Here is a 23,669-nt window from a genome sequence, read left to right on the forward strand (position 1 = left end):
CGCAATTGGCTAGGATATGAGCATGACTGACATGTTCCTCGAGAAGTTCCGCGCGCTTGTTCCGAAGTATCTCGAGGATGAATGGCAGGAAGCGGACGGCCTGTCCCCCGAAGAGCTGGACAAGGCCCTGGCCGACCACCAATTCCAGATTCCGCTGGTCCTCCGCGAGTTCTACCTTGCCCTCGGCGGCTGCGAGGACCTGATGGAGGCCTACCACTACTTCTGGGATCCGGACGAGCTCGAAGTCGATGACGAGGGCTTCCTGATGTTCCTTGAGGACGAGGAAGAGGAGTACACCTGGGGCTTCCGCGTGGGCGACCTCAGCGTCCCGGATCCCATTGTGTACCGGCGCAACAATGCCCGCGGCCAATGGAAGTCCGAGGAAGGCACGTTCTCGGAGTTCGTGTTCGACATGTTCGAGTGGGCCTTCGAGGACGACGAGGACTAGGGCTCCCTGCTTCCTCTCGTTCCTTGTGACCGGAATGCGTAGTTTTTAGGGCTGGATCCGCTTCGTGCCCTTGGATTGCCGAGGTCAGGCAGCTTTGACTCAGCCATAAGCTACGCAAATGGGTCAAAGTTGCGGACGGAATTGCCACGAAACTGACCGCTTTGCCACAGCTTCAGCACCGCCTGGACTTCAGCCACCATTGCTTCCGGCGAATGAACGACGTCGTCATAGTAGTAACGCAGGACCAGGTAGCCATCGACGACGCTGCGGTTGTTGCGCCGCTGGTCCCGCTTCACGGAACGCGGTTCAAAATGAGTGGACCCGTCGGTCTCGACCACAAGGCATTCCTCCACGAGGAAGTCCACTTCGCCCACTCCGGGAATGAAGACGTGCCTCTGGACCCGAAGCCCGGCTTTCGCGAACTGCGCGTTGGCCAGGACTTCAAGCACCGAGTCTGCCCTGGGAATCACCAAATCCAGTACCGACCGCGCTTTGCCGTTCCGGCGCCCCTGGCATTTTGCGAACAGGAAGTCCAGGGAGATGCTTCCGCTGCCCACGGCGGACTGCACCATGACCAGGGCATCGGGCTCAGGAAGGCAGCGAAGGGCATGAAGCAGGACATCGGCCAGCCCAACAACGGGCAGCCAGGCATGCTTCGGATGCCTGGGCCGGCCATGGTCCTTTAGCCCTGCCGCCTTACTCGGGTGACTGCGGCAGACATGAACGGTTGTAACACTGTTGAGCGTCCAGAGCCCGTACAGCGGCGCCGCGGAGAGGCAGGTCAGCCTGCCGCCAGCAGCCAGGGCCCTTGCCATGACGCCCTGGCCAGGCAGCCCGTAGACGCCCCGCCGAACTCTGACAAGTACGCCCAACCCAACAGCCTGGCTGACCATCGTTCGAGAGAAACCGGCCCTCTTCAGCTGCAGTGCACGGGCAGCTCCCCCATGCCGCATCATGTAGTCATTGATATCCACCAGAACAGCGTGTTGCCGCCTGGAACGCCGCCGCGAGCTGCTCTCACGACTATGTGGACAACACATCACCGGGTTTGATCCCCGGCCTGCACCGGAATGCGTGACTCTTGACCACCACCGCCTGCGCCTGCCCTGCAACCATCCGGGCCACCCGGAGCCCACCACTCATAAGTGGCGCATTCCGGTCAGCCTCCCCGCATTAGGGAGGGAAAAGTCTGTGACAGAACGGGTAACAAGGTACTTGCGCTTTATGACAAAGCTGTCATAGACTATTCATGGATCCGCTAAACGCCTCCGGCGGGTCTGATGCGAACGGAGAGATAGCCTCGGTTCAAGGCAACGTATGACTCGTATCGTTGCCGAGAACCGGGGCTGTCCCGTTTAAGGCCACCAAGAGAAACTCAAGGCTCAGAAAAGAAGAAGCCCGGCCCCAAAACCAGGGAGCCGGGCTTCCGCGAATGATCAGGAATCAGCTGGCGCGGTCCACCACAGCCAGCGCGAAGTTGGACAGCGAGTCCTTGACCACGCCTTCGGGCAGCGGAGCCAGGGCTGCAATGGCTTCGTTGGCCCACTGGCGTGCCACCACCCAGGATTCGGCCGTGACTGGGTGCTCGCGCAGGCCGGCAACGGCCTCGGCCAAGGCTTCATCGGAGCTCAGGTCACCGTCAATAAGCGTCAACAGCTCGACGGCGGACTGGTCGCCATCCTCGGCAGCACGGCGCAGGAGCAGGACCGGCAGGGTGGGCACGCCTTCGCGCAGGTCAGTGCCCGGGGATTTGCCGGACTTCACCTTGATACCGGTGACATCAATGACATCGTCCGCAAGCTGGAAAGCAACTCCCACCTTCTCGCCGTACTCCACCAGGACGGGCTCGAAAGCGGGATCGGCTTCGGCGAAGATAGCGCCCAGCTGCCCGGACGCCGCCACCAGCGAGCCGGTCTTGTCCGCTATGACCGAGAGGTAGTGCTCGATCGGGTCCTCATCCGGACGCGGCCCAACGGTTTCGTGGAGCTGGCCCAGGCACAGCCGCTCAAAAGTCCTGGCCTGGATGCCCAGGGCACGGGAGCCCAGCTCGGACACCAGGATCGACGCACGGGCGAAGATCAGGTCGCCGGTGAGGACGGCCACGGAGTTGCCCCAGACCTCATGGGCGGTGGGTGCACCCCGGCGGAACGGCGCGGAGTCCATCACGTCATCGTGGTAGAGCGTAGCCAGGTGGGTCAGTTCAACCACGACGGCGGCCTGCACCACGGCGGGCAGCGACGCGTCACCGAGGTGCGCGCAGAGGAGTGTCAGCAGCGGCCGGATGCGCTTGCCGCCTGCTTCCACCAGGTGGCGCGACGTCGCGTCAGCCAGCGGATCGGAGTTGGCGATGGCTTCGCGGAGCTTCTTCTCCACCCGCGCCAGGTTGTTGGTGATGGCCGGCCCCAGTTCGGCATCTCCGGCGATGGCCGCAAAACCCGCGGGCAGCTGCAAACCCGTTGCGATGGCGGTGGTGTTGAGGCTGGGTTCTGAGTCCGGCAGGCCGTGTCCGGCGTGCGTCCAGCTGTGGTCTGCGGGGTTGGTCACGGGTTAACCCTAACTTTTTGTTGCGGATACCGCTGGTTCGAAGCAGGCGGGGTATTGGATGTGGCAGGAACCAGCGATTCCAGGACGCGGATCACCCGGTCCTCAAAGCCGCGCGCGGACGGGTCCGTGAGGTTGGCAAGGAGCCGCACCACGAACCGCATCAGCACAGGAATCGGCATCCCGGTGCGCAGCGCGAGCTTCATGACCGCGGGTTTGCCGATCAGCACGGCGAACGCGCGGCCCAGCGTAAAGTGCGAACCCCACTGGTCCCGCACATAGTCCGCGTACCGCGCAAGATGCGCATCAGCGTCGTACGTTCCGCCGGAGGAAGCCGCACGGGAGGAGGCGTCGATGATGAACTCGGCAGCGTAGCGCGCGGACTCCATGGCGTAGGAGATGCCCTCGCCGTTGAACGGGGAGACCATGCCGCCGGCGTCGCCCAGCAGGAGCAAGCCGGGCGAGTAATGCGGGGTGCGGTTGAAGCCCATGGGCAGCGCGGCGCCGCGGATCACCCCCACTTGGTTCTCCGGCGTGAAGCCCCACTCGGCGGGCATGCCGGCGGTCCATTCGCGCAGGACCTGCTTGTAGTCGAGCTTGCCGAACTCCTTGGAGGAGTTCAGGATGCCCAAGCCAACGTTCGAGGTGCCATCGCCCACGCCAAAGACCCATCCGTAGCCGGGCAGCAGCTTGCCGTCGCGGCCGGGAAGCTCCAGCCAGCCCTCCATCCAGTCGTCGTCAGTGCGGGGCGAGGTGAAGTACGTGCGGACCGCGACGCCGAGGGGCCGGTCGTCGCGTTTCCGGATGCCGAGCGAGACGGCGGTGCGAGTGGAGTTGCCGTCGGCGGCGAGGACGACGTCGGCGCTGAAGTCCCGCGTCTGCCCCGTCTTGCGCCCTGACTCGTCCAGGAGCGCTGCGCGGACACCGGTGACCCGGCCGTCGTCGTCATGCAGTGCTTCGGTGACGCTATGCAGCTCAAGGATCGCAGCGCCTGCGGCCTGGGCATGCCGGGCGAGCTCCTCGTCGAATCCCAGGCGGGTGCGGATCAGGCCGTACTGCGGGAAATCTGATACCTCGGGCCAGGGCAGCTCAATGGTGCGGCCGCCGGCGATCAGGCGCAGGCCTTTGTTCCGGCGCCAGCCGTCACCCTCGGGGTGGGGCAGGCCCAGCTTCTGGATCTCGCGGACGGCCCGGGGAGTGAGCCCGTCCCCGCAGACTTTTTCGCGCGGGAAGCTCGTCTTCTCCAGGACCGTGACCTCGATGCCCGCCTTGGCAAGGTAGTACGCGGCGGTGGACCCGGCCGGCCCCGCGCCGACAATCAGTACCTTCACAGGTCAGCGTGTGATGTTGCGGCGCAGCTTGGCCACCGGGCCCTTGTGCGCAGCGATGGCGGCAGCAGCATTGTCCGGCGTGGACCCGGCAGGCTTGAACGCGCGGTGGACGGCCACGATGCCGCCGGTCAGGTTACGGTAGGTGACGTTTTCCCAGCCGGTCTCCTGCAGCCAGGCTGCGAGGTGGTCCTGGTCCGGCCAGGCGCGGATGGACTCGGCCAGGTAGACGTAGGCGTCCGGATTGGAGGCCACCTTGACTGCAATGGCCGGCAGGGCGCGCATGAGGTACTCGGTGTACATGGTGCGCCAGAGCGGCACCACAGGCTGCGAGAACTCGGCGATGACCAGGCGTCCGCCCGGTTTGGTGACCCGGAGCATCTCCTCCAGCGCCTTCTTGGGCTCGTTGACGTTGCGCAGGCCGAAGGAAATGGTGGTGGCATCGAAGGCGTTGTCGGCGAACGGCAGGTTGGTGGCATCTCCGGCCACGAAGTTGATGTCCGGGCGGCGGCGCTTGCCCACCTTGAGCATTCCAAGGGAGAAATCACACGCAATGACATCTATGCCTGCGTCGGCATACGGCTCGCTGGACGTGCCCGTGCCGGCGGCCAGATCGAGCACGCGTTGCCCCTTGGAGACTTCCATGGCTTCCACCACGACCTTGCGCCAGCGGCGGGTCTGCCCCATGGACAGGACATCGTTGACCACGTCGTATTTAGGTGCGACGTCATCAAACATTGTGGCTACTTCGTCCGGACGCTTATCCAAGGATGCTCGGTTCACCATGTCATTGTCTCAAATGTTCCGGAGCGTCCGGACCAAGGCGGTCCGGGTCAGGGTTGGACGAAGCATGCCTCGCCGCCGCTCCGGGGCCGTGCGGCGGCGGGAGTAGTGTTGTCTCATCATGACGAGCACGTTCCGCACCTTGACAGTCCCCCTCGATGGCCAAAAATTCGCCGGGGGGCTGCCGTCGTTTTTGGTCCGGGACGATGTCCTCTGCTGGACCCGCCGCGAGGCCGGGCTGGCGGGGTTCGGCGAAATCGCTCGGTTCACCGCCACCGGCCCGGAACGTTTCCTCGAGGCCGACATCTGGTGGCGGCACCTGGTCCTTGAGGCCGAAGTTGACGATGCGGTAGAGCTGCCGGGCACCGGCCCGGTTGCTTTCGGTTCTTTTGCCTTCTCCAAAACCTCCGCGCACGAGTCCCGGCTGATCGTCCCGGAGATCGTGGTGGGCGTGCGTGACGGGCAGGTGTGGCTCACCCAGCTGACGTTCGACGACGGCCCGCTCACCGAAGAGGGCGCCCTCGCCGCCCTGGACCGCTGGCTCGGCGGTGGCAGCACAGCAGCCCCGGACGGGGACAGTCCGGCCGGAAGCACGACGGCGGCAGCGGACGCAGCCGGGAACGGCACCCCTGGTGCCGGCCCCGGAAAGGCGGGCGGCGCCGTCGTACGCCCCCTCCCCCTTGCCGCGGGTGCAACCCTGCACACAGGGTCGCTCAGCGAGGAAGCATGGATGGCAGCGGTCGATGCGGGGGTGGCGGAGATCAGGACCGGCGCGCTGGAGAAGCTGGTGCTCGCGCGCGACGTGGTTGCAACGGTTCCCTCGGGCGTGCATGCGGCGACGGTGCTGCGCGAGCTCGCGGCCCGCTACCGGGAATGCTGGACGTACGGGGTGGACGGGCTGGTGGGTGCCACGCCGGAGATGCTGATCCAGGTTGAGGGCAGGACGGCCCAGGCGCGGGTGCTGGCCGGAACTCTGGACCGCCGCGACGCGCACGGCGAGGACGGACTGCCCATGGACTACGCCACCCGCGTGCTGGCAGGCTCCGAGAAGCAGCGGCACGAGCACGAGATCGCCATCCAGTCGCTCACCACCCAGCTGGCGCCCTTTTCCGAGGCGATGAACGCACACGACGAGCCGTTCATCCTTGAACTGCCGAACGTCTGGCACCTGGCCTCCGACGTCAAGGCTGAACTGACCGAGGTGGAGGGCCACGTGCCCACCTGCCTTGCGCTGATCAACGCCCTGCACCCCACGGCCGCTGTGTGCGGAACCCCCACACAGGTGGCGGGGGCGCTCATCCGGAAGCTGGAGCACCTGGACCGGGGACCCTATGCCGGTCCGGTGGGCTGGCTGGACGCCGCAGGAAACGGCGAGTGGGGCATCGCGCTGCGGGGAGCCGTGATCGAATCCCCCACCTCGGTCCGGCTATATGCAGGCTGTGGAATCGTGGACGGCTCGCAGCCGGAGGCGGAACTCGCGGAAACGTGGGCCAAGTTCCGGCCGATGCTGGAGTCCCTGGGGATCAGCAACTAAACCCTCCTTCCCGGCGGTGTCCGGCGGTGTCCGGAATATGAGACAGCCGCCTCTCCTGCACGCTTGATTTCTTCTGTGATTTAGTTATCCAATAGTGAAACTAAGTTTCCTGTGATGCACATCTCATAATCGGCGCTACACTATGAACCGATTTAGTACGGCATACTCCCCGCAACAAAAGGTAAGAAAACATGCAGCTCAAGTCCCTGGCCACGGCCAAATTGACCGCCAAGGCAGCAGCACTCTTCGCCGTCGGCGCCCTCACCCTCACGGCGTGCGGCGGCGGAAGCTCCACCCCGGCAGCCTCTGAAGGCGGCATCCAGCTCATCAACGCAGGCAAGCTCACCGTTTGCTCGGACATCCCCTACGAGCCCTTCGAATTCGAGAAAGACGGCCAGACGGTCGGCTTCGACGTGGACATCGCCAAGGAACTCGCCAAGGACTTCGGCGCCGAACTGAGCATCGTGGACAGCTCCTTCGAGGCCATCGAGACCGGCACCGCGCTGACCCAGTGCGACCTGGGCATCTCCTCCATCTCCATCACGGACACCCGCAAGTCGGTCATGGACTTCTCCACCCCCTACCTCGATGACGACCTGGCACTCGTGGCCAGCGAGGACTCCGGCATCAGCAGCCTGGACGATGCCAAGGGCAAGAAAGTTGGCGTCCAGCAGGCCACCACCGGCGCGGACTACGCGGAAGAGCAGGGAATCGACGCCCAGCAGTTCGAGGACACGGGCCTCCTGGTCCAGGCACTCCAGGCCGGCACCATCGACGCCGCCCTGGGCAACCAGTCAGTGCTGGGATACGCCATCAAGGACAACCCCAAGTTCAAGAGCGTCGAGGAGTTCGCCACCGGCGAGCAGCTCGGCATCTCCGTGAAGAAGGGCAACACCGCAATGCTGGAGAAGGTCAACGCCACGCTCGAGCGGCTGGAGGGAGACGGCTCCCTGGAGAAGTTCAAGACCACCTGGTTCGGCGAGACCGCCAAGTAGCCACTGCCCCTGTAGTCGCCATGCGGCCCGGAGCCCACGCCCCGGCTCCTGCACGGCCCTGAGTACTACGCAGCCTCGAGAATTACGCCGCTGGGGCCCCGGACGGGCTGTACCGCAGTCCGTCCGGGGCCTCAGCCACGCACAACGAATGTGAGCACCCCATGGCAATGACCGCACGTCAACGAGCCAGAGTAAGCCTGTATGTCCAGGCCGGAATCTTTGTTGTGGCCATCGCCGCGCTGATCCTGGCAACTGACTGGGAGGCCATCGGCAACAGCGTCTTCAACTTCGCCAAGATCGGGCCCATGTTCCCGGGCATCTTCGTCACCGGCCTGTCGAACACCCTGATCTACACCTTCCTCGGCTTCATCGTGGGCCTTTCCGGCGGCCTGCTGCTGGCCCTGATGAAGCTCTCCAGCTTCCCGCTGTACCGGTGGATCGCCACCGGCTACATCGAGTTTTTCCGCGGTATCCCCGCGCTTCTGGTGTTCATCGCCTTCGGCTACGGCGTGCCCCTGGCCTTCGGCGTCTCGTGGAACATCACCGTGATCGTGATGGTTTCCCTCGGCATGGTGGCCTCCGCCTACATCGCCGAAACGCTCCGCGCCGGCCTGCAGGCGGTGCCGAAGGGCCAGCTGGAGGCCGCCCGTTCCCTGGGGATGCCGCAGTGGCGCGCCATGGTCACCATCGTGATCCCCCAGGCCTTCAAGATCGTGCTGCCGCCGCTGACCAACGAGATCATCCTGCTGACCAAGGACTCCTCGCTGATCTACGTCCTGGGCCTCACCGCCTCGCAGTACGAGCTCACCAAGTTCGGCCGTGACGGCATCTCCAGCCTGGGTGCGGGCCTGACCCCACTCTTGGTGGCCGGCGCCTTCTACCTGGTGATCACCATCCCCCTGAGCCTCCTGGCCCGGAAGTTCGAAAGCCGCTCCGCGCGGACCAAGCGATAGGCAGGGAAGACCATGAACGACGTCGTAAATTCCTCCGGCAGCACCAGCACCATCCATGCCACCGGCGTAGCCATCAAGGACCTGCGCAAGTCCTACGGGTCCAACGAAGTCCTGAAAGGCATCAGCCTGGACGTGGCTCCCGGCGAGGTGGTGTGCCTGATCGGGCCCTCGGGTTCCGGCAAGTCCACCCTGCTGCGGTGCGTGAACCTGCTGGAGCAGCCCAACCAGGGCAGCATCCACGTGGGCGGCTTCGAGGCCACCGATCCCGATGTGGACATCGACAAGATGCGCCGCAAGGTGGGCATGGTGTTCCAGCAGTTCAACCTGTTCCCCCACCTGGACGCCAAGCGCAACTGCAGCATCGCCCAGACCAAGGTCCTCAAGCGGTCCCAGGCCGAGGCGGACAAGGTGTCCATGCACAACCTGGAGCGGGTGGGCCTGGGCCACCTCGCCGACCGTTTCCCGGACCAGCTCTCCGGCGGCCAGCAGCAGCGCGTGGCGATCGCCCGGGCGCTCAGCATGGACCCGGAGCTGATGCTCTTCGACGAGCCCACCTCCGCGCTGGACCCCGAGACCGTGGGCGATGTCCTGTCCGTCATGCGCAACCTCGCCAAGGAAGGCATGACCATGCTGGTGGTCACCCACGAGATGGGCTTCGCCCGCGAAGTGGCCGACCGGGTGGTGTTCATGGACGGCGGCGTTGTGGTGGAGGAAGGTGTGGCCGAGCAGGTCATTTCCGCCCCCACGCAGCCCCGGACCAAGGAGTTCCTGCGCCGTGTCCTCGATCCGACGCACATCGACCTCGAAGAGTAGGCGCAGCTTCCGATAGGCCACTTCGTTGGTGGGGTCCACAGATGCCCTGGCGCTGCCTGAAGACCGGCAGCGCCAGGGCGTCTGTGCGTCATCGAAGCCTTTACTTCGGGCCGGGCGGGCCAGAGAATAGGTCCGCAGCCTCCACTGGCTCAGCAGCGTGCTGCCCATCCGGCCGCCGTCCCGCCGCGGCCGGCCAACAGAGGAGCGCTGGCATGACGACCGATCCGACCATCACATCCCGTGCTGCCTCTGCGGTATCTGACCGCGCAGCGCAGCTGGCCTCCATCCCGTCCTTCCAGCGGGTGGACGCGTACATCACAGCGGCCAACCTGCGCCGGAAGGGCCACTCCGACGTCTGCGATTTTACGTTCGGCAACCCCCACCAGATGCCCGCCGACCGGTACGTCAACACCTTGCGGGACGCCCTGACCCCGCAGAACGACCAGTGGTTCGCCTACCAGACCAATGGCGAAGCCGCCCGGGAGGCCGCCGCGGAATCCCTCCAGAGGCTCCTGGACGTACCCTTCCGGGCGGAGGACATCTACCTGACCACCGGCGGGTTTGCCGCCATCGCCCTGGCACTAAAGACGGTGGCTGATCCCGGTGACGAGGTAATTTTCAGCCTTCCGCCGTGGTTCCTTTACGAGCCGCTGATCCTTGAAGCCGGCCTGGTTCCGGTGAAGGTCAAAGTCAGCACCGCCACGTTCGACCTGGACCTGGACGCGATTGAGGCTGCCATCACCGGGCGCACCAGGGTTGTGATCATCAATTCGCCCAACAATCCCACCGGGCGGATCTACCCTCCCGGGCTGCTGCTCCGGCTGGCGGAAATGCTGGAAGCTGCCTCGGCGAGGATCGGCCGGCGGATCTACCTGGTCTCGGACGAGGCCTACAACCGGATTGTGTTCGACGGGCTCCGTTTCCACAGCCCGGTGGAGTTTTACGCGCACACCCTTCTCGCCTACTCCTACGGCAAAACCCACCTCTCCCCCGGCCAGCGGGTGGGCTACCTGGCGCTCCCGCCAACGATGCCGCACCGGGAGGAGATGCGCCCGGCCATCACCGGCCTGCAGGTGGCGATGGGGTGGGTGTATCCGAACGCCCTGCTCCAGCACGCCCTCCCTGAACTGGAAAAGTTCACCATTGACGTGGGCCAGTTGGAGCGGCGCAGGGACCGGCTGGTTGATGTCCTGGGCGGCATGGGCTACCGCGTCCACCGGCCCGAGGGCACGTTCTACCTGTTTGCCACGTCCCCCATCCCGGACGACGAGGCGTTCACGGAGTCACTCGTCCGCCGGGACGTCTTCGTGTTCCCGGGCGTGCTGTTTGAGACCCCAGGCTTCTTCCGGATCTCCCTCACGGCCAACGACGACATGGTTGAACGCAGCCTGCCGGCCTTCGAGGCGGCAATGAAGGAACACCGGCCATAGTGCCAGTGTGGAAGGTGCAGTTGTGGGCTAGCGTGCCAGCACTCCCCCGACTGCCGCCGCCACCGCTTCCTTGATCCGCGCATGCAGGGCCCGCAGCCCGCGCCGGTCCGTCCTGACTTCCACAATGCTGCGCCCCTGGATCGGCTGTGCGAGCGCTTCGGCGAGTCCCGCCGTCGTACTCACCACTGAATGCCCGACGCCGTATGCTGAGGCAAGTGCCGCGATGTCCACTGTGTGGGGGGTGCCGAAAAGTCGTTCGACGGTGTCTCCGTACTTTCCGGCCTCACGCACCGCGCCGTGCTCCAGGAGGTCGAAGATAGCACCGCCGGAATCGTTGAGGACCACGATCCGCAGGTCCGGCTGCTCCTCCCCCGCACCGAGGAGCAGGCCGCCGGCATCGTGCAGGAAAGTGACGTCGCCCAGCAGAACGGTGGTTTCCTGCCGGCCTCCGAGGGCTACGCCGGTGGCGGTGGAGATGGTGCCGTCGATTCCGGCAAGGCCGCGGTTGGCATAAACGGTGGCGGCGGGATCGGCTGCGGGCAAGCCGGCCAGGTCCACGTCGCGGATCCCGTTGGAGGAGCCGAGCAGCAGCTGCCCCCGGCTGTGCTTCCACAGCAGGGAGCCCACGGACGGACCCGTGGCGGATGCGTCAGCCGTAAGTATTCCGTCAAGGGCATGTTGGGCGGCTGAGCCTGCGAGCAGCCAGGTGTCCAACCATTCCGGGGTGCCGCGGCCGGCGAAGTCGGCGAGGTCCGCGAGGTTCTCCAGCGGCAGCTCCGTGCGGCGCCCGGGCTCGTACCAGGCCACCGGAACCGGCTGGTAGAGGGCAGACGGCACCTCTGCGCGGGCCAGCAGCGCGGCAACGGGCCGGGACAGCGTGGGCCGGCCGAACAGCACCACCCGCTCAATCGGCTGCGCCGAATCCGGGCCGAAGTGCTCCAACAGCAAACGGTAAGGTCCCACTGCGTTCGGGCCGAATCGGGCGTTGGACGAGGGCTCCGCCAGCAGCGGCAGGCCCTGGGCGCGGGCAAACGCCTCTGCGACGGGCCCGGCGTCGTGCCCCGCCACAACCACGGTGCGGCGCTGCGGCATCGCAGCCGGCGCCGGCGGGAGGTTCATGATGAGCGGCTCGGTGCCGATCCGGTAGCGCTGCCGCTCGGCAGCCGCCGGAAGGTCCTCCCCCCGTTCCGGAACGAGCGGGTCGCGGAAGGCAAGGTTGAGCTGGACCGGGCCGGGCGGAATCTCGGCAAACGCGCCGGTGGCTGCGGACAGGCCGGTCTGCACGGCCCTTTCCGGGTTGGAGCCGGCGGGAACGTCGACGGCGAAGCGCACCTGTTCGCCGAAAAGATCCGGCTGGATGGTGGTCTGGTTGGCGCCTGTTCCGCGCAGTTCGTCCGGCCGGTCTGCGGAGAGGACGATCAGTGGGACAGCGGCGTGGTTGGCCTCCATCACGGCAGGCATGAGATTGCCGACGGCGGTCCCGGACGTCGTCAGAACGGCGGCCGGTGAGCCGGTGGCCAAAGCCAGGCCGAGTGCGGTGAAACCTGCAGAGCGCTCATCGATCCGGACCAGCAGCTCCACTTTTCCTTCCGCGGACGCCTCGGCCAGGGCGTAGGCCATGGGGGCTGACCGCGAACCGGGCGAGACCACCACATGCCGCACACCGCCGTCGACCAATACCCCGACGGCGATCCTTGCCGCAGCCAGCGAAGTTAGCCCAGGTGCCGCCTCCGGGGCGTCCGTGCCGGAAGAAGCTTCCTGTGAGGTGCGGGAGGCGTCAGGTTCGTTCAGCGAAGTCACCAAACCAGTCTGCCACCCCACGACGCTCTCTCACTTAACGTCGCTTAAAACCCAACGCTCTATCACTTCGCGGCACCCGGGCGCCGGGAAGTGATAGAGCGTTCCCAAAAAGCACGCATCAAGCGAGAGAGCGTCACAGGGGCGGCAGCGGCTTAGGCGTCGGTGCGGAACACCTGGATCACCGACGGACGGGGGGCGCGCGCCTGGCCGGCTGCCGGCGTCGTACCTGCGGGAACATAGTCGGGGAAGAAGGACACCTGGTTCTCGAAGGTGCCGTCCTCGCCCGGGTGCTGCACGGCAACGAACACGGTGCGCTCCTCGTCGTGGATGACGGGGCCGCAGGTCTCGGCGTCCCGCGGGACGGCCAGGAACTGCTCAACCTTGCCGCGCTCGGCTCCTTCAAGGGCGACCTTGAACAGGCCGTCCGCGCGGCCGATGCCGGAGGGGGCGCCGTCGGTGGAGATCCAGAGGTTGCCCACGGAGTCGAAGGCCAGGTTGTCCGGGCAGGAGATGGGCGAGACCTTGTCTACCGGGAAGCCGGAGAAGTAGGTGACGTCCCCCTGTGCCGGATCTCCGCAGACCATGAGCAGGTTCCAGGTGAAAGTGGTGGAGGTCTGGCCGCCCGTTTCCGTGATTTCCACAATGTGGCCGTCGCGGTTCTGGGTGCGCGGGTTGACTTCGGTGGCGCCTTCGTTGGACCCGACACCGCGGTTGGAGTTGTTGGTGCAGGCCACGTAGACCTTGCCGGTGTGCAGGCTGGGCTCGACGTCCTCGCAGCGGTCCATCTTGGTGGGGCCAACCTTGTCAGCGGCCAGGCGGGTGTAGACCAGAACTTCCTCAACGGACATTCCGGGAACCGCGGACTTGCCGTCCACCACGAGCGGCAGCCATTCGCCGATGCCGTCGAAGGCGCCGTCGGAGGGCACTGCGCCGGTTCCGGTGATCTCGGCGGCCGGCGAGTTGCCGTTGAACCGGGCCACGTAGAGGCTGCCGGCGGACAACAGGGTCATGTTGTGCGCCCGGTCGCCTTCGCGGTACTTGTCCTTGGAGACGAACTTGTAGAGGTAGTCGAAACGCTCGTCGTCGCCGGAGTACGCCACCACGTGGCCGGACTCGGCAATGATCACGTTGGCGCCCTCGTGCTTGAAGCGGCCCAGCATAGAGTGCTTCTTCGGGGTGGAGGTGGGGTCGAAGGGATCAACTTCGACGATCCAGCCGAAGCGGTTCGCTTCGTTCTCGTAGCCGGCGTTGCGCGTGTCCCAGCGGGGCTCGTCCAGTTCCCACTGGCGGGCGGTGGGCTTGGAGGTGATGCCGTAGCGCTTGTCCCCGGCGGAGGTGCCGCTGCCCACGAAGTAGCCCTGGAAGTTTTCCTCGCCGGAGAGGATGGTGCCCCACGGGGTGGTGCCGCCGGCGCAGTTACCCAAGGTGCCCTTGATGAGGCGGCCGGTGGGGTCTTCAACGGTCTTGACCAGCGCGGAGCCGGCGGCCGGACCAGTGAGTTCGTACACCGTGTTGTTCAGGTAGCGGCGGTTCAGCTTGGCGCCCTTCACGTAGGTCCAGGGCTTGTTCTTGTTCTGGCGTTCCAGCTCCACTACGGACAAACCATGGGCAGCGGCCCCCACTGCACGCATCTGCTTGGCGGGCATGGTGGCCGGGAACATGATGGCGTCGTTGGTGTACTCGTGGTTGGAGAACAGGACGGCGCGGCGGCCCTTGCTGCCGGGGATCTCCAGGATGTCGGTGTAGTCGTTGTTGTACCCGAACTGCTTTTCCTGGGCGGCCGCCGTCTGGTTGTTCAGGTCGAACTCCGGCGCGTCATTGAAGATGGGGTCGCCCCAGCGGATGACGGGCTTCCAGGTGAAGCCTTCCGGTACGGTGACGGCGTCAACCATCGCGTCGATGGAGGGGATCGCCGAGAACTGCAGCTTGGACTTGCCAAAGCCCTCCTTGGCGGCTTTGAACAGGCCTGCAGCGGAGGCGGATTCGGGGGAAGTCACCGCTGAACCGAGGACGACGGCGAGGGCACCGGCGGCGCCGAAGCCCAGGGCGGCGCGGCGGGACATGGTCGCGGAGGCGATGTCGCGGAAGTAGCTGTTGGAGCTGGTGTTGCAGACATCGCCGGCGCAGGCGTTGTCACATTTCAGGGCGCAGGTGACGGCACTGCGCTTGCCCTTGGTGTGGCCGAGCATCGGCAGCAGGGTGAACTTGCGGGCAGTCGTTTCAGACATGGTTGCCTTCCAAAAAATTCGATGCGGTCCGCCCACCCTGTCAGCCGCTTTCTACGGGCAGCCGTCAGGGAGGTGAAGTTCCGGTTAACCGCTCGTGACCTGCGGGTATGTGCGGGAGCGTTCGTCCGGAAGGCACATTAACTGCGAGAGGGATTCAGGAAAACCGACATCGAGTGAGAGAGGGTCGCAGGAAAGCCGACGTTGAGTGAGAGAGGGTGTCAGGCGGGCAGGAGGGCGTGGACGCGGCGCAGCCGGGCCAGCCACCAGTCGCGGCGTTCGGGGGAAGCCGCATACCGCTCAAGCAGCCCTGCGTCGGCGGCGACGTCGCGAAGGCGGATGCCGCCGTCGTCGGCCACCAGGGGATCCACCGTAATGTCGGATTCAAACAGGGACACAGTCCCCAGCCCGCATGCATAGGGAAGCTCAGGAAGCGCTGCGGCCAATGCCAGCCCGGCCCGGATCCCCACGGACGTGTCCAGCGCAGAACTGACGACGGCGGGCAGCCCGGCCTGCGCCACGATGTCCAGGGCGCGGCGCACTCCCCCGAGCGGAGCCACCTTGACCACCAACAGATCGGCCGCACCCGCCCGGGCAACGCGCAGGGGATCCGATTCCTTCCGCACGCTCTCGTCCGCTGCGATCAACACGGGTGTGCCGGCTGCCCGGAGCCGGGAACGCACCTCAGCCAGCCCCACGATGGTGGGCACGGGCTGTTCGGCGTACTCGAGCCCGACGGCGGACAGCCGGCTCAGCGCCGTGACCGCTGTTTCAACATCCCACCCGCCGTTGGCATCCACCCGGATGGCCGCATCCGGCAAGGCCGCGCGGACGGCGTCGAGGCGCGCGGCGTCGTCGTCGAGCGTCTGACCCTGTTCCGCCACCTTGACCTTGACTGCATCCACCCGGCCAAACCGGGCAAGAACGTCCGGGACGCGGGCCGCGGCCACGGCCGGGACGGTGGCGTTGACAGGGATCTCGGAACGGAGCGGGGCAGGAAAACCCTGCCAGGCGGCCTCCACGGCTGCGGCCAGCCAGCGGGAGGCCTCGGCGTCGCCGTACTCGGGGAACGGGCAGAACTCCCCCCACCCGGCCGGCCCCCGCAGCAGCAGCGACTCGCGCTCCATGATGCCGCGGAACTTCACCCGCATGGGCAGGGACACCACGTGCGCTCCGGCCAGCAGTTCCTCGAGCGCGGGCACCTGGGGCGGGTCGGTTGGCATGGATTCAACTGTACAAGCGTCCGTAAATGCGTGACTTTTGGAGCCATCCCGTCCCAGGCCCGCCGTCTTCACGCGGGTTCAGTTCCGGCCCCGGGGCAAAAACTACGCATTCCCGTCGCGGGGCGCGGTGACGAGGTCCAACGTGCGGCGGGATCCCAGTTTTCTGTGTCACCCTTTAAGGCGATGACTTCCCAACGGCAATCACCCGGCAGGACTGCAGCCCGACCCGCACCAGGGTCGGGCTTCCTGTTCGTGCTGGCCACCCTGGCCTGCGTGGCCGGACTGATCGCCACGTACTACTACTTCGTCCAGACCACCACCGGCCAGTTCATCGACGAGTCTGCGCTGGTGGAAGCCGTGGAGCTGCACGGGCCAGCCGGCAAGGCCACCACCAAATTCCTGGACCTGCTGCCCACCATCTCACTGGTGATGGCCGCCGTCGTGGTCCTGTTCGTCACGGTGATCCGGAAGCACTGGGCCGAGGCCGGAATCGCGGTTGCTGCATGCGTCGGGGCGAATATTGCCACCCAGGTGCTCAAGGACCTGCTTCCGGCCCGCCCGGACAAGGGCGTGGTGACGCTGGAGCTGAACTCGCTGCCGTCCGGGCACACAACGCTGGCGGCCTCCGCCGCGGCGGCCGTGTTCCTGATGGCCTCGCCGCGCTGGCGTCCCATGGCGGGCTTCGTGGGCGGCACGTTCGCCATCGCTTCCGGGGTGTCCACGCTGATCAACCAGTGGCACCGGCCGGCCGATGTGGTGGCCGCGTTCCTGCTGGTGGGTGCCTTCATGATTCCCGCGGGGTGGCTCATCATGCGCCGCGGCTCATGGAATGCGTGGGACGGCTTTGGCAGGCACATCGGCTCGGCGCGGATCTGGCTGACGCTGCCGGTGCTGATCGGGCTGGTGTCGGCCATAGTGGCCGTCTATTCGCTGGTCCGCCTTGCGCCGAGCCCCTGGCAGGAGGGCAGCACCACGAACTACTTCTGGGCCGGAATCTCGCTGATCGTCATCGCCGGGTACCTGGCCACCGTTGCCACCACGTCACTGTTTGCCTATGCCTCACGACGGCGGGACTCACCACAGCGGTAACGGTCACCGGATCCCCGCCCGGCTGGCTGGACGGGGGCCCGGTGCCCTGGCGGTTATTCCTTGACTGCCCCGGCAGTGCTGTTCATGATCCGTTTCTGGAAGATGAAGAACACGATCGCCACCGGCACCGTCATCAGCAGGGCCGCAGCCAGCTTGAGGGGATACTGCGTTCCCTGGCTCAGCTGCCCGGACGCCAGCTGGGCCACGCCCTTGGTGAGCGTGGTCAGCTCCGGGCTCTGGGTGGAGACGATGAAGTGGTTGAGCTCGTTCCAGGAACCCTGGAAACTCAGGATCACGATGGTCATCAGCGCCGGCATGGACATGGGCAGCACGATGGACCAGAAGGTCCGGAACACTCCCGCACCGTCAATCCTGGCCTGCTCCTCGATGGAGGCCGGAACTGATTCGAAGAAGTTCTTCATGATGAACACTCCCGCGGCGTCCGCCAGGAGGGGCAGGACCATGCCGGTGTACGAGTCGTACATGCCCAGCTGGTTGAGCACCAGGAACTTGGGGATCAGCAGGACCACCCCCGGCACCGCCATGACGCCCACCAGGATGGCGAACACCGTGGCGCGGCCCCGGAACTGCAGCCGGGCAAGGGCATAGCCGGCCAGGGAATCGAAAAACACCCGGCCGGCCGTAACCAGGACGGTGACGATCAGCGAGTTCATTGTCCAGGACGGAAAATCGGAATTGGCGAACAGCGCGGTGTAGGCAGCCCCGGACCAGGTGGACGGCAGCAGGGCCAGGGGGTTCGCCGCCGCCTCCGGTTCCGTTTTGAAGCTTGTGGCCAGCTGGACCAGGAACGGGAAGGTGTAGGCCAGGGCCAGTGCCACCAGCAGCCCGTAGGCCACCCAGCCACCTGTGAAGCGGCGGCGGGAACGTGCGGCCGGTGCCGCCGTCGTGCTGCGAAGGTCCGGCCTGGGCCGGGTCTGGATACTCATCGTGCACTGTCCTTATCCCGCAGCAGCCAGCGCTGGATCATCGCGAAGACCACGATGATGCCAAAGAGGATGAAGCTGATGGCTGCACCCTGGCCCCACTGCTGGTTGTTGAAGGCTGAGTTGAAGCTGAGGTACGCCGGGGTGAGCGTCGTTTTGGAGGGGCCGCCCTGCGTCCCAACGTAGATCTGGTCGAAGACCTGCCAGCAGCCGATCAGGCCCAGCGTCAGCACCGTGAACAGCGTGGGCTTGAGCATCGGCAGGGTGACGAACCAGAACCGCTGCCAGCCGGAGGCCCCGTCCATCAGGGCAGCTTCCTGGACTTCGGAGCCCAGTCCCTGCAATGCCGCGATGAACAGCAGCATGAAGGTCCCGGATGTGGTGAAGACGGCCATCAGGATGAAGGCGGACATGGCCACCGACGGCCCGGACAGCCACTCCCACCAGCTGATGCCGAGGAACTGGCCGCCAGCCGCCGAAGGTCCCGTGACGCCGACGGCGGAGAGCAGCAGGTGCAGCACTCCCCGAGGGTCCTGGAACCAGTTGGGCCCCTGGAAGCCCACGAAACCAAGCACCTTGTTGACCACGCCAGTTGCACTGAACAGGAACAGCCACAGCACCGTGATGGCCACCGAACTGGTAACGGACGGGAAGTAGAAGGCCGTCCGGAAGAGGCCGCGGCCCCGCAGCACCTGCCGGTTGACCAGCACGGCCAGGAACAGGCTCATGGCGGTCTGGAGCGGCACCACCAGCAGGACGTAGTAGGCGTTGTTGCGCAGCGCCGTTCCGAAGTCCTTTTCCGCGAGTCCGCCGCCGGCAACGATGGCCTGGTAGTTCTCCGCCCCCACGAAATCCACGTTCGGGCCGAAGGGGCTCCCCCGGCCGGTCCAGTCGGAGACGCTGACCCAGGCAGCCATCACTACGGGAACCAGGAGGAACAGGCCAAGGATCAGTACTACGGGCGCCACAAAGATCCAGCCGGCCAGCGCCTGCTTGCCATGGATCCCCGTCGCGCGCGCTGCACGGGCCGCCACCGCTACTTTGCCCCCTCAAGGACCGGCTCAAGCGAACCCTGGGTGGAGTCGAGGATGGCCTTGGGCTCCTTGTCCTTCAGCTGCTCGAGCTGGGCGTTGAAGTCGGCCAGGACATCAGCCGCACCCTGTTGCAAGGGCGTGGTCTGGGCGTAATCCGCACCTGCCATGAAGGGTGCCAGGGCCGGGAAGGCCGCCGTCCACTCCTCACGGGCGGACTTGATGGACGGCATCACGCCGAAGGCCTCGGAGAACGCCAGCTGGTTCTCCTTGCTGGTCAACTGCTCCACGAGCTTCCGGGCGGCATCCTTGTTCTTGCTGTCCGCGGCGATGCCCCAGCAGTTGGTGAAGGTTAGGGTCCCCTTGCCGCCGGGCCCCTCAGGCAGTTCGGCCACCTGGTAGTTGACGTTGGGGTAATCCTTGTCCAGGGCGCCCTGGATCCAGTTGCCCTCGATCACCATGGCTGCCTGGCCCTTGCCAAAGGCCTCGCCACCCCAGCCTGCGCCCAGGTCGGAGCTGAACTTGGCTACGCCGTCGTTCATCATCTTCTTGACGAAGCCCAGAGCCGCAACGTTCTCTTCGCTGTTGGCAACCGCCTTGCCGTCCTTGGCCAGGCCGCCGCCGGCCTGCGCGAAGAAAGCTCCCACGCGCTGGTACTCCGGGCCGAAGGCCAGGCCCACGGTGCCGCCCTGGGTCAATTTGGCGGCTGCGGCTTCGAGCTGCTCCCAGGTCTTTGGCACATCAGCTTCGGTCAGCCCGGCCTGCTTCCACAGGTCCTGGTTGATGACCAGCCCCAGCGTGGAAAAGTCCTTGGGAGCACAGTAGAGCTTCCCGTCGTAGGTGAAGGCCTCGGTCAGGGCAGGATAGAAGTCGTCCTTGTTCGCAAGGTCATCCCCGTAGGGCTCGAGCGAGCCATTGCCCGCGTAGTTGGCCAGCTGGTCCGCTGAGACGTAGAAGACGTCTGCCGGTTTGCCGGAGGCGAAGCCCTGGCTGAGCTGCTGCGGAAGGTCGGAGGCGACGTAGACCGTGGCTTCGGTTCCGGCGCCGGCGGACCAGTCGGCCACAGCCGTTTTCACTGCGGTGGATTCCGCTTCGCCCGAGGAGGCAATGAGGATGTTCAGTGGGCCGCCGGCGTCCGGAGCGTCCGTGCCGTCTGTGCCGCCGGCGCTGAAGCCTGAGCCGCAGCCAACCAGCGCGAGGGTGGCCAGGGCAGTCACGGCGCCGGCCAGTATGCGGGATGCTTTCTGTTTTTGGGCAGGGTGTAGTGCAGTCATCATTGTCTGATCCTTAGTTGGGGGTTGTTGTGGCGGGAAAAGCTAGTGGTTGAACGGCTGGAGGTCCCGGAGTTCGAGCCGGGGGCGCAGCAGCACGTGCTGTGGTTCCGCCGTCGGGCTGTTCAGGTGGCCAAGCAGCAGCCGCATGACCTCGGCAGCTGCGGATTCCACGGGCTGCGACACGCTGGAAAGTCCGACGGCGGCGGCCACGGGGGTGTTGTCGAAGCCGACCACCGCCGAGGCCAGGGCCGGCTGGTCCGATTGCCGCAGGTAGGCGCTGGCGCCCAGGGCAAGGCTGTCGCTGGCGCAGACGAAGGCGGTGGCTCCCCTGGCCAGCAGGGTGGCTGCACCCGAGGAACCGCTGGCAGCGGTGTCTTCGCCTGCGTAGATGAGCGGTGCGGGGTCTTCCGTCCCGAAATGCTCCGTCATCGCCTCGAGCCACCCGGAGCGCCGGTCCCCGCCCACACCGGAACCGTTCGGCCAGCCGATGTAGCCGATCCTCCGGTGCCCGGCGGCAATGAGGTGTTCCGTGGCTTCGCGTGTCCCGCTGCGGCCGTCGACATCGACCCACGAATGCCCGGCGTCGGACACATCCCGGCCTGAATCCCAGGGCCGCCCGAATGCGACAAACGGAATACCCCGCTGGGCAAGCCAGGCGGCCCGCTGGTCACCGTGGTGGGTGGCTGTGAGGATGAAGCCGTCCAGGTCCGCCTCGGTGACCAGTTCCTCGTAGCGGCTGATCTCCTCCTCGTCCGAGTCTGCACAGTAGAGGGTCACCCGGTAGCCGTGGCTGTGCGCAGCCTCGGTCAGTCCATACAGGAAGCCCGTCAGCACCGTACCGCTGATGCCGTTGCCTGCCGGCTGCAGCCGCATGCCCACGTTTTTGGACACATGGTTGCGCAACTGGCGGGCAGCGGCGTTGGGCCGGTAGCCGCTTTCCTCGATGGCCCTGGCCACCCGGATGCGCGTCTCTTCCTTGACCCGGTGCGGGGCGTTCAACACATTGGAGATCGTCTGCCGGGAAACCCCGAGCTGGTTGGCGAGGTCCACAATAGTCACCCGTGACGCCATGGCCGATCTCCTTTGGGTTCTGTCCCCGGCTTCTTGGTCCTTGTGGGAAAGCGTGCCGGGGGATGTTGCAATCTCTGCTGATGTCATAAACAATATGAACGTTCAAATCCCCTGTCAATCTTTTGCGCGTGCCTGCCGGTGAAAATTTTTGAACGATCAAATTACAGGCCGCCTCCCACCCCTCCAGGAGCTTCCCCGTGACCCATCAGCCCTTCATGCACGATCTGTCCGGAGTCTTTGCCGCACCAGTGCAGGCCTGGTCCGAAGCGGACGGCCAGATCAGGGGCACCGAGGCCCAAGGCATCTACTGCTCCGATGAGCGCGTCATCTCCGCCGTCCTGCTGACCGTTGAGGGCGTGGAGCCCCGCTGGGTTTCGACCCAGACCCACGGGGCGGACACGGTGGGTTACCTGAGCTTCATCCGCACGGACCCCAGCGTCGCGGACCCGCTGGTGTCGCTGCGCCGGACGCGTTCGGCGGACGGGGCCGGCGTCAGCGAGTCGATCGAGATCGTCTCCGCCCTGTCCAGCCCGGCTACGTTTGCCGTCGAGATCCGCATGACCGCCGATAACACTCCCTTGGAAAAGATCAAGCAGGGGCAGTACGCGACGGACCTGCCGCAGGTCCGCACGGACGGATGGCAGTGGCGGGACGCACATACGCACCTGCAGCTGGCATTCACGGGCTCCCCCACTCTCCATGCGGACAAGGCCGAAGTCACCGCAACGTGGCTGGTCACAGTACCTGCCGGCGGCAGCACCGAGGTCTCCTGGCGCCTGGAAGCCCATGATTCTGCCGCTCCCATGATCGCGCCGCGCACTCGCGAGCTGGCAGTGCCGGAGCAGTCCGGGCCGGCGGAGGAGGCACCACAGGACCACGGCAGTGCCGACATCGCCCGGTTGCTGCACCACGCCGTCAGCGACCTCAATGGCCTGCGGATGGCTGACCGGGAATCGCCGGATGACACGTTCCTGGCCGCAGGTGCCCCCTGGTTCTTCACCATGTTTGGCCGTGATTCCCTGATTGCGGCCCGCATGCTGCTCCCCATCGACACCACGCTCGCGGCCGGCACCTTGCGCGCACTGGCCAAGCGCCAGGGCGTCCAGGCCGATACAGCCACCGCGGAACAGCCGGGCAAGATCCTCCACGAGGTCCGGCGCGTCACCAATACCGTCACCCTGGACGGGAAGGTTTCCCTGCCGCCGGTCTACTACGGAACCATTGACGCCACGCCGCTGTGGATCATGCTCCTCCACGAGGCGTGGCAGGCAGGAATGCCGGAGGACGAGGTGCGGGACCTGATGCCGCATCTGGAACGCGCCTTGGGCTGGCTCCGGGAGCACGCCGATTCCGACGGTGACGGCTTCCTGGAATACCTGGATACAACGGGCCACGGGCTGGCCAACCAGGGCTGGAAAGACAGCGGTGACTCCATCCGCGCGCATGACGGCAACCTCGCTGAAGGATCCATCGCCCTGTGCGAGGTCCAGGGCTACGCATACGCGGCAGCCCTCGCCGGCGCAGACCTGCTGGAAGCCTTCAGTGGCGCCGACGCTACTGCCGAGGCCGCCGAGTGGCGCGGGTACGCGGCCGCCATGAGTGACCGCTTCCGGGCCAGTTTCTGGTGCGAGGACGATCTCGGCCGGTACCCGGCAATCGCCCTAGACGCAGCCAAGAACCCCGTGGACGGTGTGGCCAGCAACATGGGCCACCTGCTCGGGACCGGAATCCTGAACGCCGAGGAAACGGAAATCGTGGTCCGCCGGCTGATGGACCCATCCATGTACTCGGGGTACGGCATCCGGACCATCTCCACCAGCAACGCCGCCTACTGGCCCACCAGGTACCACGCCGGCTCCGTGTGGACCCACGACAGCGCCATGATCCTCGGCGGCCTGTTGGCGGAAAGATATTTCGAGGAAGCGCGCAAGCTGGCGGGTGGGCTGCTCCGGGCCGCGCACGGATTCAACTGGCGCCTTCCGGAGTTGTTCGCCGGGCACGCCGCTGCGGATACCTGGCCGCCGGTTCCGTACCCTGCCTCCTGCCGGCCACAGGCGTGGGCTGCCGCTTCGGCCGTTCCGGTGGCCCAGGCGCTCGGCTACCTGGAGCCGGCAGCCCTCCGCGGCGGCCTCACGGTCATCGGGCTGGAAGCAGCCCCTGTGTAAGCGCACGACGGCGGGACCCACC

General features: G+C 66.1%; 19 protein-coding genes. 8 read left to right on the top strand and 11 right to left on the bottom strand.

Features of this window, described 5'->3' with window-relative positions; all coding sequences use genetic code 11:
- The first annotated feature begins 22 nt into the window (after window positions 1-22).
- Entirely contained in the window at window positions 23-448 is a 426-nt protein-coding gene (locus tag ASPHE3_RS14560) for a hypothetical protein (protein ID WP_013601953.1), read from the top strand.
- A 110-nt stretch (window positions 449-558) separates the two neighbouring features.
- Here the strand turns inward: ASPHE3_RS14560 and ASPHE3_RS14565 are convergent, their stop codons facing one another.
- From ASPHE3_RS14565 to ASPHE3_RS14580, 4 genes are all read right to left on the bottom strand, one after another.
- Window positions 559-1,422: a type IV toxin-antitoxin system AbiEi family antitoxin domain-containing protein gene (locus ASPHE3_RS14565; RefSeq protein WP_049786075.1), complete on the bottom strand. Its 864-nt coding sequence runs from the start codon at window positions 1,420-1,422 to the stop codon at window positions 559-561.
- 469 nt (window positions 1,423-1,891) lie between these two features.
- Window positions 1,892-2,992, bottom strand: coding sequence for a polyprenyl synthetase family protein (locus ASPHE3_RS14570; RefSeq protein WP_013601955.1), 1,101 nt, complete (start codon window positions 2,990-2,992; stop codon window positions 1,892-1,894).
- Complete coding sequence (locus ASPHE3_RS14575; protein WP_013601956.1) at window positions 2,989-4,320, bottom strand: geranylgeranyl reductase family protein; 1,332 nt, start codon at window positions 4,318-4,320, stop codon at window positions 2,989-2,991. The genes ASPHE3_RS14570 and ASPHE3_RS14575 overlap by 4 nt, the downstream gene beginning before the upstream one ends.
- Before the next feature lie 3 nt (window positions 4,321-4,323).
- On the bottom strand, window positions 4,324-5,100 hold the full coding sequence (locus tag ASPHE3_RS14580; protein ID WP_254363092.1) for a demethylmenaquinone methyltransferase: 777 nt from the start codon (window positions 5,098-5,100) through the stop codon (window positions 4,324-4,326).
- A 121-nt stretch (window positions 5,101-5,221) separates the two neighbouring features.
- On the opposite strand from ASPHE3_RS14580, the gene ASPHE3_RS14585 reads away from it, so the two are divergent.
- From ASPHE3_RS14585 to ASPHE3_RS14605, 5 genes are all read left to right on the top strand, one after another.
- The gene (locus ASPHE3_RS14585) at window positions 5,222-6,634 is read left to right on the top strand and encodes an isochorismate synthase (RefSeq protein ID WP_013601958.1); all 1,413 of its coding nucleotides are present in this window, start codon (window positions 5,222-5,224) and stop codon (window positions 6,632-6,634) included.
- A 191-nt stretch (window positions 6,635-6,825) separates the two neighbouring features.
- Window positions 6,826-7,629 (top strand): ABC transporter substrate-binding protein, encoded by an 804-nt coding sequence (locus tag ASPHE3_RS14590; RefSeq protein ID WP_013601959.1) that lies wholly within the window; start codon window positions 6,826-6,828, stop codon window positions 7,627-7,629.
- A 161-nt stretch (window positions 7,630-7,790) separates the two neighbouring features.
- Entirely contained in the window at window positions 7,791-8,582 is a 792-nt protein-coding gene (locus tag ASPHE3_RS14595) for an amino acid ABC transporter permease (protein WP_013601960.1), read from the top strand.
- 12 nt (window positions 8,583-8,594) lie between these two features.
- Entirely contained in the window at window positions 8,595-9,395 is an 801-nt protein-coding gene (locus ASPHE3_RS14600; RefSeq protein ID WP_013601961.1) for an amino acid ABC transporter ATP-binding protein, read from the top strand.
- A 212-nt stretch (window positions 9,396-9,607) separates the two neighbouring features.
- Window positions 9,608-10,825: an aminotransferase class I/II-fold pyridoxal phosphate-dependent enzyme gene (locus ASPHE3_RS14605; protein ID WP_013601962.1), complete on the top strand. Its 1,218-nt coding sequence runs from the start codon at window positions 9,608-9,610 to the stop codon at window positions 10,823-10,825.
- Between the two features lie 27 nt (window positions 10,826-10,852).
- On the opposite strand, the gene menD is transcribed toward ASPHE3_RS14605, so the two are convergent.
- The 3 genes from menD to ASPHE3_RS14620 form a co-directional block, all read right to left on the bottom strand.
- The gene (gene menD, locus ASPHE3_RS14610; protein ID WP_409372055.1) at window positions 10,853-12,616 is read right to left on the bottom strand and encodes a 2-succinyl-5-enolpyruvyl-6-hydroxy-3-cyclohexene-1-carboxylic-acid synthase; all 1,764 of its coding nucleotides are present in this window, start codon (window positions 12,614-12,616) and stop codon (window positions 10,853-10,855) included.
- A gap of 161 nt (window positions 12,617-12,777) precedes the next feature.
- Window positions 12,778-14,853 carry a PhoX family protein gene (locus ASPHE3_RS14615; protein ID WP_013601964.1) on the bottom strand — a complete coding sequence of 692 codons (2,076 nt, stop codon included), beginning with the start codon at window positions 14,851-14,853 and terminating at the stop codon, window positions 12,778-12,780.
- A gap of 218 nt (window positions 14,854-15,071) precedes the next feature.
- On the bottom strand, window positions 15,072-16,073 hold the full coding sequence (locus tag ASPHE3_RS14620) for an o-succinylbenzoate synthase (protein ID WP_013601965.1): 1,002 nt from the start codon (window positions 16,071-16,073) through the stop codon (window positions 15,072-15,074).
- Between the two features lie 183 nt (window positions 16,074-16,256).
- On the opposite strand from ASPHE3_RS14620, the gene ASPHE3_RS14625 reads away from it, so the two are divergent.
- Window positions 16,257-17,162 carry a phosphatase PAP2 family protein gene (locus tag ASPHE3_RS14625; protein ID WP_013601966.1) on the top strand — a complete coding sequence of 302 codons (906 nt, stop codon included), beginning with the start codon at window positions 16,257-16,259 and terminating at the stop codon, window positions 17,160-17,162.
- Window positions 17,163-17,215: 53 nt separating this feature from the next.
- On the opposite strand, the gene ASPHE3_RS14630 is transcribed toward ASPHE3_RS14625, so the two are convergent.
- The 4 genes from ASPHE3_RS14630 to ASPHE3_RS14645 are packed head-to-tail and all read right to left on the bottom strand — an operon-like array spanning window position 17,216 to window position 21,482.
- Window positions 17,216-18,109, bottom strand: coding sequence for a carbohydrate ABC transporter permease (locus ASPHE3_RS14630; RefSeq protein WP_013601967.1), 894 nt, complete (start codon window positions 18,107-18,109; stop codon window positions 17,216-17,218).
- The gene (locus tag ASPHE3_RS14635; RefSeq protein ID WP_013601968.1) at window positions 18,106-19,140 is read right to left on the bottom strand and encodes a carbohydrate ABC transporter permease; all 1,035 of its coding nucleotides are present in this window, start codon (window positions 19,138-19,140) and stop codon (window positions 18,106-18,108) included. The genes ASPHE3_RS14630 and ASPHE3_RS14635 overlap by 4 nt, the downstream gene beginning before the upstream one ends.
- 2 nt (window positions 19,141-19,142) lie before the next feature.
- Window positions 19,143-20,414 carry a sugar ABC transporter substrate-binding protein gene (locus ASPHE3_RS14640; protein ID WP_013601969.1) on the bottom strand — a complete coding sequence of 424 codons (1,272 nt, stop codon included), beginning with the start codon at window positions 20,412-20,414 and terminating at the stop codon, window positions 19,143-19,145.
- A 39-nt stretch (window positions 20,415-20,453) separates the two neighbouring features.
- Window positions 20,454-21,482, bottom strand: coding sequence for a LacI family DNA-binding transcriptional regulator (locus ASPHE3_RS14645; protein WP_013601970.1), 1,029 nt, complete (start codon window positions 21,480-21,482; stop codon window positions 20,454-20,456).
- Between the two features lie 197 nt (window positions 21,483-21,679).
- On the opposite strand from ASPHE3_RS14645, the gene ASPHE3_RS14650 reads away from it, so the two are divergent.
- Complete coding sequence (locus ASPHE3_RS14650; RefSeq protein ID WP_013601971.1) at window positions 21,680-23,647, top strand: glycogen debranching N-terminal domain-containing protein; 1,968 nt, start codon at window positions 21,680-21,682, stop codon at window positions 23,645-23,647.
- Window positions 23,648-23,669 lie beyond the last annotated feature (22 nt).

The sequence above is a fragment of the Pseudarthrobacter phenanthrenivorans Sphe3 genome, from assembly GCF_000189535.1.
GTDB classification, from domain to species: domain Bacteria; phylum Actinomycetota; class Actinomycetes; order Actinomycetales; family Micrococcaceae; genus Arthrobacter; species Arthrobacter phenanthrenivorans.